This is a genomic window from Kitasatospora sp. NPDC114501 (assembly GCF_055633695.1).
On sequence record NZ_JBVKDS010000016.1, the window covers coordinates 221,536 to 236,857 of the forward strand.

Here is a 15,322-nt window from a genome sequence, read left to right on the forward strand (position 1 = left end):
CCTTAATGACATGTACACGTAAAGACGATCGTTTTGACAGAGCTTCGGTTTTCTACGGCTTGCGGCCGACTCCCCCGTAGACCGAGACCTCGCCCTCGACCTGGGCCGGATCCTCGGCGAGTTCCGGGTGCCAACGGTTGATCAATACCACTCCCGGGTCGTCCAACTCCAGCCCGGTGAAGAAGCGTTCGACGCCCTCGCGGGAACGGAAGTGGAGCGAGATCCCGGCCTCCGCGTAGCGGCGGCCGGCGGTCGCGATGCGCTCCGGCGCGATGTCGGCGGTACCGGCGGAGAGCGCCAGGAAGCTGCCGGCGGGCAGGGCGTCCAGGAGCTTGCGGACCGGCGGGTGCGCGGCCTCGTCGGACAGGAAGTGGACGATGTTGATCAGCGTCAGGGCGACCGGCCGGCCGAGGTCCAGGGTGGCGGCCAGCCCCGGGTCGGCCAGGAACCGCTCCGGGTCGCGCAGGTCGCCCTGGACGTAGGCGGTGCGACCCTCGGGGGCGCTGGTGAGCAGGGCGCGCGAGTGGGCCAGCACGATCGGGTCGTTGTCGACGTAGACCACGCGGCAGGCCGGGTCCACGGCCTGCACGACCTCGTGCAGGTTGGGCGCGGTGGGGATGCCGGTGCCGACGTCCAGGAACTGGCGGACACCGTGCACCTCGGCGAGCCGGCGGACCATCCGGTGCATCACGGCCCGGGCGGCGGTGGCGTCCTCGCGCACACCGGGCAGGTCGGCGATGACCCGGTCGCCGACCTCGCGGTCGGCCGGGAAGTTGGTCTTGCCGCCGAGCAGGTAGTCGTAGACCCGGGCGGAGTGCGCCCGGTCGGTGCGCAGGTCCACCTGCGGCGGCTCCTCGAACCCGGCCTCGGTCAGCCAGCTCTCCGACAGGTCGGCCGCCAGGTCGCGGTCGTCCGCTCCGAAGCCGTCCGCTCCGAAGCCGTCCGGGATGTAGCCGTCCGGTGCGTTGGTGCCCGGTGTGTCGGTACCCGATGCGTCGGTGTCCACGCTCGCCCTCCCCGTTCAGCGATGGTCCGGACCACTCAACCACAGCGGATGACTGTCCGTCAGGCGGTTCCCGGTGTCCGCCGAACCGGCGTGTCGGCCTCCCGGACGGCCGCGGCGAAGGACGGCGCCTTCATCGCGGTCAGCAGCGCGAGGGCCGGCCCCGCCGTGCAGACGGTGACGTACGCCGGGATGACGCCCAGCCAGTGCCGGTCGCTCAGCCACTCGGCGAGCAGCGGGAAGGTGCCGCCGAACGCGGCGATGGTGGACGCGTTGACCACGCCGAGGCCGACCGCCCGCACCTCGGTCGGGAACAGCAGTCCGGTGAAGACGTTGAGCGTGCCGAGCACCGTCGCCACCAGCATCCCCAGCAGCACGGCGACGACCTGGAACGGCAGCCAGCCCTGGCGCAGCCCGGCGAGCAGGATGCCGACCAGCGGGATCGGCAGGCCGAAGCCGATCCGGGCGACCGGCAGCAGGCCGAAGCGGTCGGCGGCGGCGCCGGTGAGCAGCATGGTGACCAGCACCACGCCGAGCACCACGGTCATGAAGGAGGCCGCCTCCTCCTTGCTGATCACGTGGTAGGCGGCGGCGTACTGCGGCAGGTAGGCCAGCGCGAAGTAGTAACCGACCGTCCCGCCCAGGGTGTTGAGGAAGACGGTGAGCACCGCCCAGCGGTGGTCGCGCAGCGTCCGCAGGAACGGCGGGCGGGCGGTGCGCCGCGCGCGCTCCCGGGCACGGCGGAACTCCGCGCTCTCCGGCGCCCACCGCCGCACCCAGACGGCGGCGAGCCCCAGCAGCGCGGCGATCACGAAGCCCCAGCGCCAACCGCCGTTCTCCAGACCGGACTTGCCGATGGTGCGGATCAGCACGGTGAGCACCCCGAAGGAGAGCAGCGAGCCGAGGACGATCCCACCGTAGGAGACCGAGCTGAACGCGAAGCGGTGCCGCGGCGGGGCGGTCTCGGTGACGTACGCGGCCACGCTCGGCGCCTCCCCGCCGAAGGCGAGGCCCTGCACCACCCGCGCGAGTACGGCCAGCACCGCGGCCCAGACCCCGATCGTCTCCCGCCCGGGGATGGCGGCGATGCCCAGGCTGGCGACGGCGATCACGGCCATGCCGAAGCTCAGCGCGAAGCGCCGTCCCCGGGTGTCGCTGAGCCGCCCGATCAGGTAGGAGCCGACCGGGCGGGCGACGAAGCCCACCGCGAAGGTGACGTACGCGCCGAGCACGTCGCTGACGCCGTGCTTGCCGTGCCCGAAGAGGTCCGCCGCGAAGTAGGGCGCGAGGACGGCGTAGATGCTCCAGTCGAAGGACTCGACCACCGATCCGACCGTCGCCGCGGCCAACTCGCGCCGCCGGCCGCCGACTTCCACTTGATCACGGAGCGGGGCCACCGCACTGCTTTCTGTCATGACCTCAGCATGGCACCGTTCGGACCGCCGCGGAATCATGCGTCGCAACCGGTGTCCGCCGTCGCACGGTTCGACGCCGGGAGGGTTCCGAGAATCCCATGTGACTGATGTGTCAGCCGGGTGATATTCCTGTGCCGTGCATTCCATGATCACCCGAACCCCGAGGCGTGCCCTGCCCGCCGCCGTCGCGGCCGTCGCCACCGCCGCCCTGCTGGCCGGCTGTAGCGGCGGGAGCGGCACCACCGCCGCACCCGCGACCACCCCGGCCGCCACCGCCGCGACGCCGAGCGCCAACCCGACACCGACGCCGACGGTCAAGCCCACCGGCGCCGCCGACCCGGCCCTCAAGGCCTTCTACGGCCAGCAGCTGGCCTGGGGCCCCTGCGCGAAGGACCCGAAGAACGAGGAGGACACCTCGGCGCTCCAGTGCGCCGCCCTCAAGGTCCCGCTCGACTACACCGCCCCGGCCACCGGCACCCTGGACGTCGCCGTGGTCCGCAACCCGGCCGCCAAGCCCGACCAGCGGATCGGCTCGCTGCTGCTCAACCCCGGCGGCCCGGGCGCCTCCGGCGTCAGCTCGGTCACCTACGAACCCAAGGGCTTCGACGGCCCGGTGCACGACCGCTACGACATCGTCGGGTTCGACCCGCGCGGCACCACCGGCACCAGCCCGCTCAACTGCCTCGACGACCAGGCACGGGACGCCTGGCTGAACACCGACCAGCCCGGCTCCGACCACGGCAAGCAGCTCGCCGACGCCTGCCAGGCCAAGTACGCGCAGGTCCTGCCGTTCGTCAGCACCCGCAACACCGCCCGGGACATGGACGTGCTGCGCGCCGCCCTCGGCGACCAGAAGCTCAGCTACCTCGGCATGTCCTACGGCACCTACCTCGGCTCGCTCTACGCCGAGGAGTTCCCGGACAGGGTCGGCCGACTCGTCCTGGACGGCGCCACCTCGGCCTCCACCTCGCTGATCCAGCACAACATCGAGCAGCAGGCCGGCTTCGAGCGGGCCCTGAAGGCCTTCGCCGCCGACTGCGTCACCAAGACCGACTGCCCGCTCGGCAAGGACCCGGAGCAGGCCCCGCAGAAGCTCGCCGCGTTCCTCGACGGGCTCAAGGACAAGCCGCTCACGACCGAGAAGGGCCGCACCCTGGGCTCCTCGGCGGCCTGGAACGGCGTGCTCGGCCTGCTCTACGGCGGCGAGAAGGCCTGGCCCACGCTGCGCAACGGCATCGGGTGGGCGATGGTCCGCGGCAAGGGCGACAACCTGCTCGCCTTCGCCGACAGCTACAACGGCCGTGACAAGGAAGGCCACTACCGCTCTTCGGCGGACGCCTACACCGCGATCCACTGCGCCGACGGCGCCACCGACGCCCCGGCCGGCGAGCAGCTGCAGGCCGCGCTGACCGACCTCGCCGCCAAGGCCCCGCTGATCAGCAAGCACGACCCGATGGCCGGGCTGTTCGACCCGGACTGCCGGATCTGGCCGTTCCGCGCCACCGAGAAGCCGCACGTGATCAAGTCCGCCGCCACCACCCCGATCGTGGTCGTCGGCAGCACCGGCGACCCGGCCACCCCGTACGCCTGGGCCGAGAAGCTCACCGCCGAGCTCGGCAACGCCGTCCTGCTCAGCCGTGACGGCGAGGGCCACACCGGGTACGGCGCGAGCAAGTGCGTCCGTGCCTCGGTGGACGCCTTCCTGGTGGACGGCACCGTGCCGGCCGCGGGCATCCACTGCCCGACGGACTGATCCGGGCCGCACCCCACCGGCGGTGCCGGGCCCGCGGGCCCGGCGCCGCCGCCGTCCTCCCGGGTTCGCTCAGTGGCCGGGGTGGTGGACGATGCGGTAGGTGTCCCGGTCGAGTTCGGTGACCTGGACGCCGATGGCGGCGGGCCGGGCGATCCGGGCGCGCAGGGCGGCGAGGACCCGGGCGCTCAGTTCGGCGCGCTGCTCGGTGCTGCGGCCGGCCAGGATCTTCACCTCGACCAGGACCACGGCCTCACCGCCGGTCCCGTCGCCGACCCGGTACCCGCCGGCCGGGCGGAAGAGGGTCTTGCAGTCCGCCACGGTGGTGTCGATCACCTCGGTGATCGCCTGGTGGACCTCGGCGGCCAGGGCCGCCCGGTCGAAGTCGAGTTCGGCCGAGTGGTCGACCAGGATCTGCGGCACGGGAACCTCCAGGAGTCGTCTTCCGGGCGCGGCCGAGGGTACCGGACACGCGCCGGGGCCCCGGCGCGGGGTGCGGCGCCGGGGCCCGGAGCGTCCCCGCTCAGCCGCGCGACAGCACCAGCGACTGCACCGACGCGAGCCTGCGCCAGTCGCTGGAGACGATGCTCGCGTGCGCCTTCGCCAACTGCTCGGTACGGGCCCGCGCCTGGTCGGCGGTCGGGTCGGTGCCGCTGATCGCCGGGGCGACCAGGTGGGAGTCCGTCATCACCAGCAGGTAGTGGGCGCTGTCGTACCACGCGGTGTCGACGGTGTCGACGTACGTGGAGGCGTCGCCGTCGAAGACCACGAACCAGGGCCGGATCGAGGCGTCCGCGCCGGTGTACCGGCCGCGCGGGTCGCCGGTGGCGGCGCCCAGCACGGACGGGAACACCTGGGCCTGGCCGATCCGGCCGGCCGCCGCCAGGTCGCGCAGGTGCCGGCCCTGCTCGACGTCGGTGTGCAGGGTGTCGAAGGGGTTGTCCAGCTCGACCGTGCCCGGTATCGCGTACAGCAGCGCCTTCCCGGCCAGCGCCGAGCGGCTCGGCCAGTTGCCCGCCCGCACCGCCTCGTCGACGCTCGCGTACGACCCGCCGCCGGGCCTGGCCAGCAGGTCGGCCGGGCGCAGCACGGCGGAGCCGAGGTGCTGGGCGATCAGCGCGTCCAGCTGGTCCGGGCCCATCCCGAGGTTGGCCGAGTAGCCGGGCTTGAGCTCCAGCTTGACCACCAGCGGCCCGGCGCCCGGGTGCGCGGCGAGCCAGACCCGGACGTCGTCCAGGCAGCTGCCCAGGTCCTGGTCGGTGCTGCCGCTGTAGAGCTGCGCGGGGGTGCCGGCGGCGGTGCAGTTGTTGGAGTTGCCGAACGGGTTGGAGTGGCTGACCTGCCACTTCTTGGTCACGACGTTCGGCCACACGTCCAGCTCGATCATCCCGGTGCCGGTGTCCAGGCCCTGGGCGAGGTACGGGAAGGCGGCCGGGTCGTAGGTGTTGTGGAGGCCGACGGTGGTGGCGGAACCGAACGGCAGGTCGCCCGGCCCGCTGGTGGTGGCGTCCGCCGGGGCGGTCGGGACCAGCGCCGCCGCGGCGGCCATCAGGCCCGCGGCCAGGAATCCGGTCAGGGTGCGGCGTACGGTCATCGGAACGGTCCCCCCAAGTCGTGGATGCCGGCCGCCCGGCTCCCGGGCAGCCTGACGAAGCATCGCCCGCCCGGGCGTGCTCAGGATGAAGAAGGCACGACAATAGCGTGACGGCTGCACCGCTTCTCCCCCGCTCCCCTCCCCTTCCTCCACCCGTTCCCCGTCCACCGCTCCCGCCACGCCCGGAGCGGGTGACGGAACGTCGGGACGCCGGCGCCCCCGGCTAGCGTGGCCCGCGCGCGGGGGTGCGGGCGGTCCGCACCCGAGGCACCCGCGAGACACAGCGCGGCGGAGGAACGATGTCCCTGGTCCGGGTCCACAACTTCTCGATCTCCCTGGACGGTTACGGCACGGGCGAGGGCCAGAGCCTGGACGCGCCGTTCGGCCACGCCGCCGACCGGCTGCACACCTGGTTCTTCCACACCCGGACGTTCCGGCGGATGCAGGGCAAGGACGGCGGCAGCACCGGCGTGGACGACGCGATGGCCCGCACCTGGGGCGACGGCATCGGCGCGGAGATCATGGGCCGCCACAAGTTCGGCCCGCAGCGCGGCCCCTGGCAGGACGAGGACTGGCGGGGCTGGTGGGGGCCGAACCCGCCGTTCCACACCCCGGTCTTCGTGCTCACCCACCACCCGCGCCCCTCCCTGGAGATGGACGGCGGGACGGTCTTCCACTTCGTCGACGCCTCCCCCGAGGAGGCGCTGCGCCGGGCCCGGGAGGCGGCCGGCGGCCTGGACGTGCGGATCGGCGGCGGCCCGAGCACCGTCCGGGCCTTCCTGGCGGCCGATCTGATCGACCACCTGCACGTGGTCGTGGTGCCGGTGCTGCTCGGCCGGGGCGAGCCGCTCTGGACCGGACTCGAGGGGCTGGAGCGGCGCTTCCGCACCGAGGCGGTGGCCTCGCCGAGCGGCGTCACCCACCTCACCTTCACCCGGCCGTAGCGAGCCGTAGCCGGCCCCGGACAGGCCGGCCCAGCACGGACGACGGCGGCCTCCCCGCGGGTGCGGGGAGGCCGCCGTCGTGGTTCCTCACCACCGGGCCGGGGCGGTCCGGCCCGGGCCGCCGGATCAGACCCGGTCGGCCGCGATCAGCACGTACTGGAAGGAGCCGTCCTTGTAGGACTCGATGAACGCCTCCTCGATGCCGGTCACCAGCGAGGTGGTGTTCCGCAGCTCCCAGTAGGGCAGGGTGTCCGGGGTCAGGTCGATGACGGCCTGCGGCACCAGGCGGTTGTCGGCCATCGCCCGCAGGTACTCCCGGCGGGAGTGGATGTTGCACTCGAAGTGGGCGTTGATCTGCGAGACCCACTTCGACGGCTGGCCGTAGCGGGGGTTCCAGCAGCCGGTGATGGTCACGTACCGGCCGCCGACGCTCAGCACCCGGGCGTGCTCGGCGAACAGGTCGTGCAGGTCGACGTACATGCTGGACTCGTTGTTCCAGGAGCCCGCGACCGTACCGGTCTCGACGGGCATGTCCAGCATGTTGGCGACCCGGGAGCGGACGAGGTCGCCGATGCCGAGCTCGGCGGCGCGCTTGTTGCCGAACTCCGCCTGCTGGGTGGAGAGGGTCAGGCCCTCGACCCGGCAGCCGAAGCGCTGGTGGGCCATCACCATCGAGCCGCCGCGGCCGCAGCCGGCGTCGACCAGGGTCTGGTCGGCGCGGATGTCGCCGAGGTGGTCGAGCAGCACCTCCGCCTGGGCGGACTCCAGGCGGTGCAGCTCAGCGATCACCTTCTTCTCGCGCTCGCTGTCGGCCGGGTCGCCGATCGCGGCCTGGTCGATCGCACCGATGCCGTAGTGGTGGTGGTAGAGGCCGTCGACGTCACCCAGGCGGAGGTTGACCGGACGGGCCTCGTGGTCCCAGTAGCGTGCGATGTCGCCCTGGTACGGAGTGGCCGGGCCGGGGATGGCGTTGCCGGGGGTGGTGATGTCGTCGGTCACGGACATGGGTCAGCTCCTAGCGGATGGTCAAGAATCGTTCATCAAGGGGAATGTGCCGCCGGCAACGAGTGGTGTCACCGGAAGTGGTGTCACCAGAAGTCGGGCAGCGTGTAGCGGTAGGTGTTGGTCTGGTGCCAGTAGTGGTTGCCGTCGACCCACGCGGCCACGCCGCGCAGGAACCGTGCCAGCGTGGGCACCGGGCAGGCCACGGCCAGGGCCGCCGCCTCGGCCTCGAAGGCCAGCATCAGCTCGTTGTGGACCTCGACCGCCTTCAGGTAGCCCTCCTTGCGGGAGACGCCCTCGCGCTCGGAGATCACCACCGGCAGGTTCAGGTGCAGTCCGGGGCTGTCCAGCTCCTTCGTGTACGAGTACAGGTCGTTGACGATGGTGGTCGCGTTGGAGGCCAGGGCGATCACCCGCTGCGTCGCGGGCAGCGCGTGCAGTTCGGCGGGCAGCTCGTAGGCTCCGACGGTGTCCGTGATCGTCGGACAGGGGCGGAAGTTGTTGAACTGGCGCATGGCCAGGTACTCCCACACCTCCGGGACGTGGTCCGCCTGGTCCCAGGCGGCCTCGGCCAGGTACCCGAGGTGCAGCCGCGCCATGTCGTGCCGGAACCGGTCCGACTGGGACGGCGTGGCGGCCCGGGTGAAGTACTCCATCGCGGAGTGGTAGGCGCGCCGGGGCGCGTCCGACGACAGCGAGGCCTCCCAGGCCGGGTGGTACTCCGGCGTGGTGTGCAGCGGGTCGAGCGCGGTGTGGGCGAGCAGCAGGCGGCTGCCCAGGCCGATCGGCGAACCGCCGAGGTCCTCGCAGTAGCAGTCGTCCACCGCGTTCTCGGCCACCATCAGGCGGGCCGCGAGCATCAGGTGGTCGACGCTCGGCGCGTCCGGGTGGCAGGCCACCATGTAGCGCCCGGTGGAGAAGCCGTCGAAGTCCTTCTCCCACTCCGGCGGGTAGAGCTCGATCTCCTCCATCGCCCAGACCTTGAGCTTGGCGCTCAGCGCCTCCACCCGCACCGGGTCGGGCTCGGCGACCGGGTGGTGGTAGAGGCCGGGGACGGGGTCGCCGCTCCTGGGCTTGTCGACCCTCGGCGCCCCGGCGGCCGAGCCCCCGGTGGACGGGGCCGCGGCGGACGGAGCCACCGTGGAGGGGACGGGGAGGACGGGGACGGAGGGCGCCCGGAACGCGGGCGTCTCGGACAGAGCGGTCGCGGGCGCCGTGGCCTCCGACACCGCGGGCTCGACCACCGGGACATCGGGCACCGCGGTCACCGCAGCCGGGACCTCGGGCGCCGGAGCCTCGGGCGCCTGCGCCTGCGGCCGGAACTGCAGCCCGGAGGTGCCGAGCCCGCTGGGCCCGCGCAGGACCCGTTCGATCGCCGGGGAGCTCATGGGCCCACCACCGGGGTGGTGACGGGCCCGGACGCGGTGTCCGGTCTGGCACGCAGGGGCATGGAGCCTCCTCTGAAGGGGATCGCACAATATGACGGGCCGTCATCTCGCCCGTCCGGAACGGGAAGTCCGGCCGCCGGCCCCGTCTCGCTCGGTTCCCCACCGTAGGCGCGAAGGCGCGTTCCGCCTCGCAACGGACGATCTTCCTCACCCGATAGGGTGAACGTTCAGGCTGGCGGCGTTTGGACAAGCCGCACTCGTGCATCGGCCCGCCCCGCTACCGGGCGCTCCGAGCGCGAACCGGGCGGCCCGGCCCGCCCGCCCGGCCCGTCAACCCGGTGGACCCCACCCGTGTCCCGCTCCGGCCGACGGCGTTGTCGCGTTCGTGTCGGTGGCTGTTCGAACGCGGAACTCGTCATCCGGAACCGGCACCGTTTTGCGGGGCCGGGAGCGGTGTGGTGCGCTGGAAGGGACACCGGAACGGCCGACCCGCCCCGGTACCGTCCCCACCGACCACGGGCCGCCACGGTCCGTGAGCGTCGGCGCCCCGGGTGGCCACCGGTGAGTGAGGTGGTGACCGATGGCCGAGTTCGACCGGGGGCCGACGGACGCCTTCGCGGAGCTGTGCGCGCGGGTGCCCGATCCGCCCGACGAGACGGCGTTCTGGGTCGACTGGGGGCCGGTCTTCCACCGGGGCCGGGTCGACGGGTCGGCGCGGGTCCTGGTCGTCGCCTCCGACCCCGGGCCGACCGAGCGGATCGCCGGGCGCAGCCTGGTCGGCAACGCCGGGCAGCGGGTGCAGGGATTCCTCGCCAAACTGGGCCTGACGCGCTCGTACGTCTGCCTCAACGCGTGGGCGTACGCGGTCCTCCCGTCCCGCGCCACGGCGATGAAGGAGCGGCTGCGCGAACCGGCGCAGACCCAGTGGCGCAACGAGGTCTACAGCACCGCGACCGGCCCCGCCCTTCAGGCCGTCGTCGCGATGGGGTTCATGGCCCAGGAGGCGGTGCGGCTGTGGACCGCCCGGCCGCAGCAGGCCCTGCTCGTGCGGGTGCCCCACCCGACGAGCCACGACCCGGTGGCGCTGCTCGACGGCTGGCGCGCGGCGGTCACCACGCTGCGCGCGGTCGTCACACCGGACGACGACGGTGACAACACCGGCCCCGACTACGGCGCCGCCTTCCAGGAGAGCGACTACCGCGCGATCCCCCGGCGCGACCTGCCGTTCGGCGCACCGGCGTTCCTGGGGGACGACGCCTGGGTGCGGGCCCAGGAGGGCGACGTGCCGACCTCGGTCAGCCGTCCGTCCCCGGACGACCGGCACACGCTGATCTGGAAGGCACCGGACTGATGGCACTCGTCCTGCGCGGCACCGTCGTCACCTTCGACGACGAGCACCGGATCCTCGACCCCGGCGCGGTGTACGTCGGCGACGACGGCCGCCTCGGCGCGGCGCAGCCGGCCGGGCAGGCGCCGCCCGCCGGGTTCGCCGCCGCCCCGGTCGTCGACCTCGTCGACAAGGGCGCGCTGGTCCTGCCCGGCCTGGTCGACCTCCACGGCCACCTGCAGTACAACACCCTGCCGCTCTGGGAGGCGGTCGGCGTCCCGTACCGGCACCACGACCGCTGGGTGGACGAGAAGCGCCCGCCGGACTACGCCACGACGGTCACCTGGCCCGCCAAGGTCCTCGGCACCGCCGCACCCGAGGCGCTGCTCACGTACATCGCGGTCAAGGCGCTGGTCGGCGGCAGCACCTCGGTCCAGGGCGCGCCGCGCGCGACCCGTCCGATCGACGGCGGGCCGGTGCGGATCGTCGACGTCGAGAAGCTGCCGGCGGGCCGTGACGTGGTGCTGACCGCCGCACTCCAGCGGGACGTCGAGCAGCTGCGGATCACCGCGGAGGACCTCGACGGCAGCCGGGTGCTGATCTACCACGTCGCGGAGGGGCAGCGCGCCGAGGTGCCGCCCCCACCGGAGAGGGCGCCGCTCGTCCACCGGGAGTTCACGGACCTCGACTCCTGCCTGAAGCCGGGCCTGATCTGCGTGCACGCCACCGCGCTCACCGCCGCCGAGTTCGCCACCTGGCAGGACCGGGTGACGGGGATCGACCCGGCCGAGCGGGGCACCGTGGTGTGGTCGCCGTTCTCCAACCTCTGGCTCTACCACCAGACGACGGACGTGGTCGCGGCGACCGCGCAGGGGCTGCGGATCGCCCTCGGCTCCGACTGGTCGCCGTCCGGGACCAAGCACGTGCTCGGCGAGCTCAAGGTCGCCGACGGCGTCAACCACCACGAGCTCGACGGCCACTTCGACGACCGCGGCCTGTGCGACATGGTCACCGCGAACCCCGGCGACGCGCTCGCCACCGCCTGGGGGCCGCAGGTGGGACGGCTGGCCGCGGGCAGCGCCGCCGACCTCCTCGTGCTCGAACGCCACGAACCCGACCAGGACGCGTACCGCAACCTCGTCGACGCGACCGAACGGCACGTCCTGCTGGTGGTCGCCCGGGGCGTGCCGCGGTACGGGACCGCGCCGCTGATGACCGCCGCCGGGGCCACGGACACCGACGCGATCGAGCCGGCGGACGGCATCCGGCGCCGGGTGGCGGTGCGGCGGCCGGGCGCACCCGGGGCGGGCGGGGCCGCGGGCGCCGGTGCCACGCTGGACTGGCCCGCCGTCAAGCGGGCGCTGGAGAAGGTCCGCCGGGACCCGCGGGCCGCCTGGCGCGAGGCCCAGGACGCGCTCGCGGCCTGGGGCGGTCCGCTCGACGACCCCGACGCGCCGCTCGCCCTCTTCGGCGACATGCCCGAGGGCGAGGCGGCGGCCCTCGCCGGCACCGACGACGTCCCGGCCGGCCTGGTCATCCCGCCGCTGGACGCGCTGACCCATGACGCCGCCTTCCTCGCCGCGGTGGACCGCACCGGGACACCGGAGCTGCGGCGGCTCAGGGACTACTACGGGTGAGGACGGCACGGGCATGAGCGAGGGACGGCCATGAGCCCGCGGGTCACCGGCCCGGCCCGTACGCTGCCGGACTCGATCGGGCTCGACGAGTTCATGGCCGGGGTCACCGCCGACCCGCTGCCGCTCGCCGACCGCCACCGGCTGGTGGCCGCCGCCCGCGTCCTGGTCGAGGAGCTGTACGTCCACCTCCCGCTCAAGCGCGCCCGGTACGCCACCGACCCGGTCCAACGCCTGCGCCTGCTGGAGCGGCGCGTGCCCGCGCTCAGCGAGTTGCAGTTCCACGCCGAACTCGCCGCCGTCTTCCGGGACCTGCGCGACCTGCACACCGTCTACCAGCTCCCCGCCCCCTACCGGGGCCAGGTGGCGGTGCTCGGCTTCCTCGTCGAGCGCTACCAGGACGAGGACGGGACGCCCCACCACCTCGTCACCCGGATCGACGACTCGCTCCGGCACGCGGACTTCGACGCCGGCGTCGAGCTGGAACTGTGGAACGGGGTCCCGGTCGAGCGCGCCGTCGAACGCGGCACGGCCGCGCAGGCGGGCTGCAGCCCCGACGCCCGGCTGGCCCGCGGGCTGGAGTCGCTGACGCTGCGCCCGCTGCGGACCGCTCCACCGCCCGACGAGCACTGGGTGCTGCTGACCTACCGCACGCCCGGGGGGCGGCTGCGCGAGACCCGGGTGCCGTGGCGGGTGCGCGCCGCGGAGCGGTACCGGGGGCGGGAGCAGGACCCGGTGCCCACGCTCGGCGCCCACCTCGGCATCGACGCCGGCAACGAGGCCACCCGCCAGGCCAAGCGCGCGCTGTTCGCCCCGGAGTCGGCCCGTACGTCGGTGGCGCGGGCGCCGCGTGACGTCCTGGCCTACTCGCGGGCCCGCGCGCGGCCGTACGGGTACCTGCGGATCTTCTCCTTCAACGTCGCGAGCGCGCGGCGGTTCGCCGAGCAGGTGGCGGCGATCGCGGCGAAGGCTCCGGCGCAGGGGCTGATCGTGGACGTCCGCGGCAACCCCGGCGGCAACATCCTGGCCGCCGAGGCCGCGTTGCGGGTGCTCAGCGAGGGCCCCGTCGCCCCGGTCCGGTTCTCGCTGCCGACCACCCGGGCCGCGCTCGACCTGGTCCGCGCCAACCCGGCCTTCCGCCGGTGGACGGCCTCGATCCGCGACGCCGTGGAGACCGGCGAGCCGTACTCCCAGGCGTTCCCGCTCACCGACCCCGACGCGGTCGCCGAGGGGCTGCCGCACTACGCGGGGCCCAAGGTGCTGATCGTCGACGCCCTGACGTACTCGGCCGCCGACATCTTCGCCGCCGGATTCGCGGACAACCGGGCGGACGTCCTGACGGACGGCGGAGCGGACGGGGGGACCGGAGCGGTGCTCGGGACCGCCGCGACCACCGGCGCCGGCGGCGCCAACGTCTGGACCTACGACCTGCTGAGCGTCTGGCTGCCCGAACTGCTGCCCGCCCTGCCGCGCGGGGCCGGGTTCCGCGTCGCCCTGCGCCGCGCCACCCGGGCCGGGGCGAGCATCGGCGTCCCGCTGGAGGACTTCGGCGTCGCGGCCGACCCGCTGCACCGGCTGACCAGGCGCGACGTCCTCGGCCACAACGAGGACCTGCTGGCCGCCGCGGCCGCGCTGCTGCACGGACGCCGGGGCCGGTCCGACGGATGACCGTCCGGCCTCACACCTCGTCGCCGTCCTCCCGGGCCAGGAGTTCGGCGATGATCTCGGTGCCGAGTGCGTACGCCGGCACGCCCGCGGTGATGAGCGCGGTCTCGGCGACGCCGATGAGCTCGGCGACACCGGCTCCGGCGTGGAGCGCTCCCCGGGCGTGGATCCGGGCGCGGTGTGCCCGGCCGAGGGCCAGCAGCTGGCCGAAGTGGACGAGCTGCTGCACCCGCGCTCCCAGCGGGCTGTCGGTCAGCACGATGTGGCGCAGTTCCGCGATCGCCTCCTCGGTCGGCAGCCGACCGAACTCCCGGGCCAGGCGCAGCCGTTCCTGCACCCCACCGGGGACGGTCCCGAGGGTGGAGCGGTAACGGTCGCGGACGGCCTCGGTACGGGCGGCGAGGGTGTCGTCCGTCATGACGCGACCCTCGCGATCGAGGCGCGCACGGCCTCCTGGGCGCCCGGGGGGAAGTCCACGGCCCCGCCGATCGCCGCGGCGGCGATCTCGGCTTCGGCGCTCTCCTCGATCGCCACCACGAGGTGGGCGGCGGCCGCGGAGTCCGGGCCGAACACCAGGAGGCCGTGGTTGGCCAGGAGGACGGCCGCCGTCGTCGGGCGCCGGCGCAGCACGTCCGCGATGCCGCGCACCGACACGTCCGACCCGCGGGGTCCCCAGGGAACCACGGGGACCTCCTCGGCCTGTCCGAAGCGCAGCATCGGCTCCGTGCGGCAGGGCAGCGGCCGGTGGGCCACGGCGAAGGCGGTCGCGGAGGGCGAGTGGGTGTGGATGATCGCGCCCACGTGGGGCCGGGCCTCGTACACGGCGGTGTGCATGGCGATGATCTCGGCGCTGACGGACCGCAGCTCGCCCTCGAGGACCTGCCCGTCGAATCCGACGGTCGCCAGCTGTTCGGGCCTCAGGCCGCGGACGAACCCCGGTGTCAGCAGGAGCCGCTCACCGTCGAGCCTGGCGCTCAGGTTGGCGTGCCCGGAGTGGGACATCACCCCGGCCGCGAACAGATTCTCCGCGGCTTCCACCAGCTGTTCGGCGCGCTCGTCCCGGACTTTCCTGTCGGTCATGGCGGTCTCTCCAAGTGTGCTGCCAGCGGCTTCCGTTCGCCGCCGTCCAGGTGCCGACCACTCTGCTGCTTGAACTAAGGTTCAAGTCAAATGCCCGGATCGACGAGGAGCAGGGGAACGTGCGCATGACGATCGGCCGACTCGCCGAGATCACCAAGGTGCCCGCTTCGGCCATCCGGTACTGGGAGCGCCACGGACTGCTGCCCACGCCCGAGCGCGAGAGCGGGCAGCGGCGCTACCCGCCCGAGGCCGCCGCGCGGATCACGGTGCTGCGCGGGGCCGACAGCGGGCGAGGGTGCCGGGCGTGACCGGGCGGGGAGCTATCCCCGCGAGCGCGGGGCCGACGAGGAGCTCGGCGGCGGGCGATCGAGGGGCGCGGAGCTATCCCCGCGAGCGCGGGGCCGACTGGGTGGCCACCCGAACGTTCGACGGCGCCCCGGAGCTATCCCCGCGAGCGCGGGGCCGACCTCGGACTCGTAACGGGCCCAGGCCCCGGCGGAGAGCTATCCCCGCGAGCGCG

The 15,322-nt window shown here is 73.8% G+C and carries 14 protein-coding genes and 1 CRISPR repeat array (1 of these 15 cut by a window edge); of the genes, 6 read left to right on the forward strand and 8 right to left on the reverse strand.

The annotated features are described in order from the left end of the window. Positions 1-52: 52 nt before the first annotated feature. Both ACZ7RU_RS28440 and ACZ7RU_RS28445 read right to left on the reverse strand, forming a co-directional pair. Positions 53-889, reverse strand: coding sequence for an SAM-dependent methyltransferase (locus tag ACZ7RU_RS28440; RefSeq protein ID WP_470343850.1), 837 nt, complete (start codon positions 887-889; stop codon positions 53-55). 176 nt (positions 890-1,065) lie between these two features. Continuing rightward, the gene (locus ACZ7RU_RS28445; protein WP_470343817.1) at positions 1,066-2,418 is read right to left on the reverse strand and encodes an MFS transporter; all 1,353 of its coding nucleotides are present in this window, start codon (positions 2,416-2,418) and stop codon (positions 1,066-1,068) included. Between the two features lie 145 nt (positions 2,419-2,563). Here ACZ7RU_RS28445 and ACZ7RU_RS28450 point away from each other — a divergent pair, with 145 nt between their 5' ends. Next, positions 2,564-4,171, forward strand: coding sequence for an alpha/beta hydrolase (locus tag ACZ7RU_RS28450; protein ID WP_470343818.1), 1,608 nt, complete (start codon positions 2,564-2,566; stop codon positions 4,169-4,171). A gap of 69 nt (positions 4,172-4,240) precedes the next feature. On the opposite strand, the gene ACZ7RU_RS28455 is transcribed toward ACZ7RU_RS28450, so the two are convergent. Beyond that, positions 4,241-4,591 (reverse strand): 5-carboxymethyl-2-hydroxymuconate Delta-isomerase, encoded by a 351-nt coding sequence (locus ACZ7RU_RS28455; RefSeq protein ID WP_470343819.1) that lies wholly within the window; start codon positions 4,589-4,591, stop codon positions 4,241-4,243. Between the two features lie 100 nt (positions 4,592-4,691). Then, on the reverse strand, positions 4,692-5,762 hold the full coding sequence (locus tag ACZ7RU_RS28460; protein WP_470343820.1) for a phosphatidylinositol-specific phospholipase C domain-containing protein: 1,071 nt from the start codon (positions 5,760-5,762) through the stop codon (positions 4,692-4,694). 299 nt (positions 5,763-6,061) lie between these two features. Between ACZ7RU_RS28460 and ACZ7RU_RS28465 the strand changes: the two genes are divergently transcribed. After that, positions 6,062-6,706 (forward strand): dihydrofolate reductase family protein, encoded by a 645-nt coding sequence (locus ACZ7RU_RS28465; protein ID WP_470343821.1) that lies wholly within the window; start codon positions 6,062-6,064, stop codon positions 6,704-6,706. 126 nt (positions 6,707-6,832) lie between these two features. Here the strand turns inward: ACZ7RU_RS28465 and ACZ7RU_RS28470 are convergent, their stop codons facing one another. Both ACZ7RU_RS28470 and ACZ7RU_RS28475 read right to left on the reverse strand, forming a co-directional pair. Further along, the gene (locus ACZ7RU_RS28470; protein WP_470343822.1) at positions 6,833-7,711 is read right to left on the reverse strand and encodes a geranyl diphosphate 2-C-methyltransferase; all 879 of its coding nucleotides are present in this window, start codon (positions 7,709-7,711) and stop codon (positions 6,833-6,835) included. Positions 7,712-7,794: 83 nt separating this feature from the next. After that, positions 7,795-9,096: a family 2 encapsulin nanocompartment cargo protein terpene cyclase gene (locus ACZ7RU_RS28475; RefSeq protein WP_470343823.1), complete on the reverse strand. Its 1,302-nt coding sequence runs from the start codon at positions 9,094-9,096 to the stop codon at positions 7,795-7,797. Between the two features lie 580 nt (positions 9,097-9,676). Between ACZ7RU_RS28475 and ACZ7RU_RS28480 the strand changes: the two genes are divergently transcribed. From ACZ7RU_RS28480 to ACZ7RU_RS28490, 3 genes are read left to right on the forward strand one after another with little or no spacing between them, the layout of a single operon-like run. Beyond that, the gene (locus ACZ7RU_RS28480) at positions 9,677-10,447 is read left to right on the forward strand and encodes a uracil-DNA glycosylase family protein (RefSeq protein ID WP_470343824.1); all 771 of its coding nucleotides are present in this window, start codon (positions 9,677-9,679) and stop codon (positions 10,445-10,447) included. Next, positions 10,447-12,060: an amidohydrolase family protein gene (locus ACZ7RU_RS28485; RefSeq protein ID WP_470343825.1), complete on the forward strand. Its 1,614-nt coding sequence runs from the start codon at positions 10,447-10,449 to the stop codon at positions 12,058-12,060. Before ACZ7RU_RS28480 ends, ACZ7RU_RS28485 begins: the two co-directional genes overlap by 1 nt. 30 nt (positions 12,061-12,090) lie before the next feature. Continuing rightward, the gene (locus ACZ7RU_RS28490; RefSeq protein WP_470343826.1) at positions 12,091-13,725 is read left to right on the forward strand and encodes a S41 family peptidase; all 1,635 of its coding nucleotides are present in this window, start codon (positions 12,091-12,093) and stop codon (positions 13,723-13,725) included. A gap of 10 nt (positions 13,726-13,735) precedes the next feature. On the opposite strand, the gene ACZ7RU_RS28495 is transcribed toward ACZ7RU_RS28490, so the two are convergent. After that, entirely contained in the window at positions 13,736-14,140 is a 405-nt protein-coding gene (locus ACZ7RU_RS28495) for a carboxymuconolactone decarboxylase family protein (RefSeq protein WP_470343827.1), read from the reverse strand. Continuing rightward, positions 14,137-14,802 carry a class II aldolase/adducin family protein gene (locus tag ACZ7RU_RS28500; RefSeq protein WP_470343828.1) on the reverse strand — a complete coding sequence of 222 codons (666 nt, stop codon included), beginning with the start codon at positions 14,800-14,802 and terminating at the stop codon, positions 14,137-14,139. Before ACZ7RU_RS28500 ends, ACZ7RU_RS28495 begins: the two co-directional genes overlap by 4 nt. Positions 14,803-14,927: 125 nt before the next feature. Between ACZ7RU_RS28500 and ACZ7RU_RS28505 the strand changes: the two genes are divergently transcribed. Next, positions 14,928-15,110: a MerR family transcriptional regulator gene (locus tag ACZ7RU_RS28505; protein WP_470343851.1), complete on the forward strand. Its 183-nt coding sequence runs from the start codon at positions 14,928-14,930 to the stop codon at positions 15,108-15,110. Between the two features lie 8 nt (positions 15,111-15,118). Then, positions 15,119-15,322: a CRISPR direct-repeat array (repeat unit 29 nt; unit sequence GGAGCTATCCCCGCGAGCGCGGGGCCGAC); it runs 375 nt beyond the window's last position.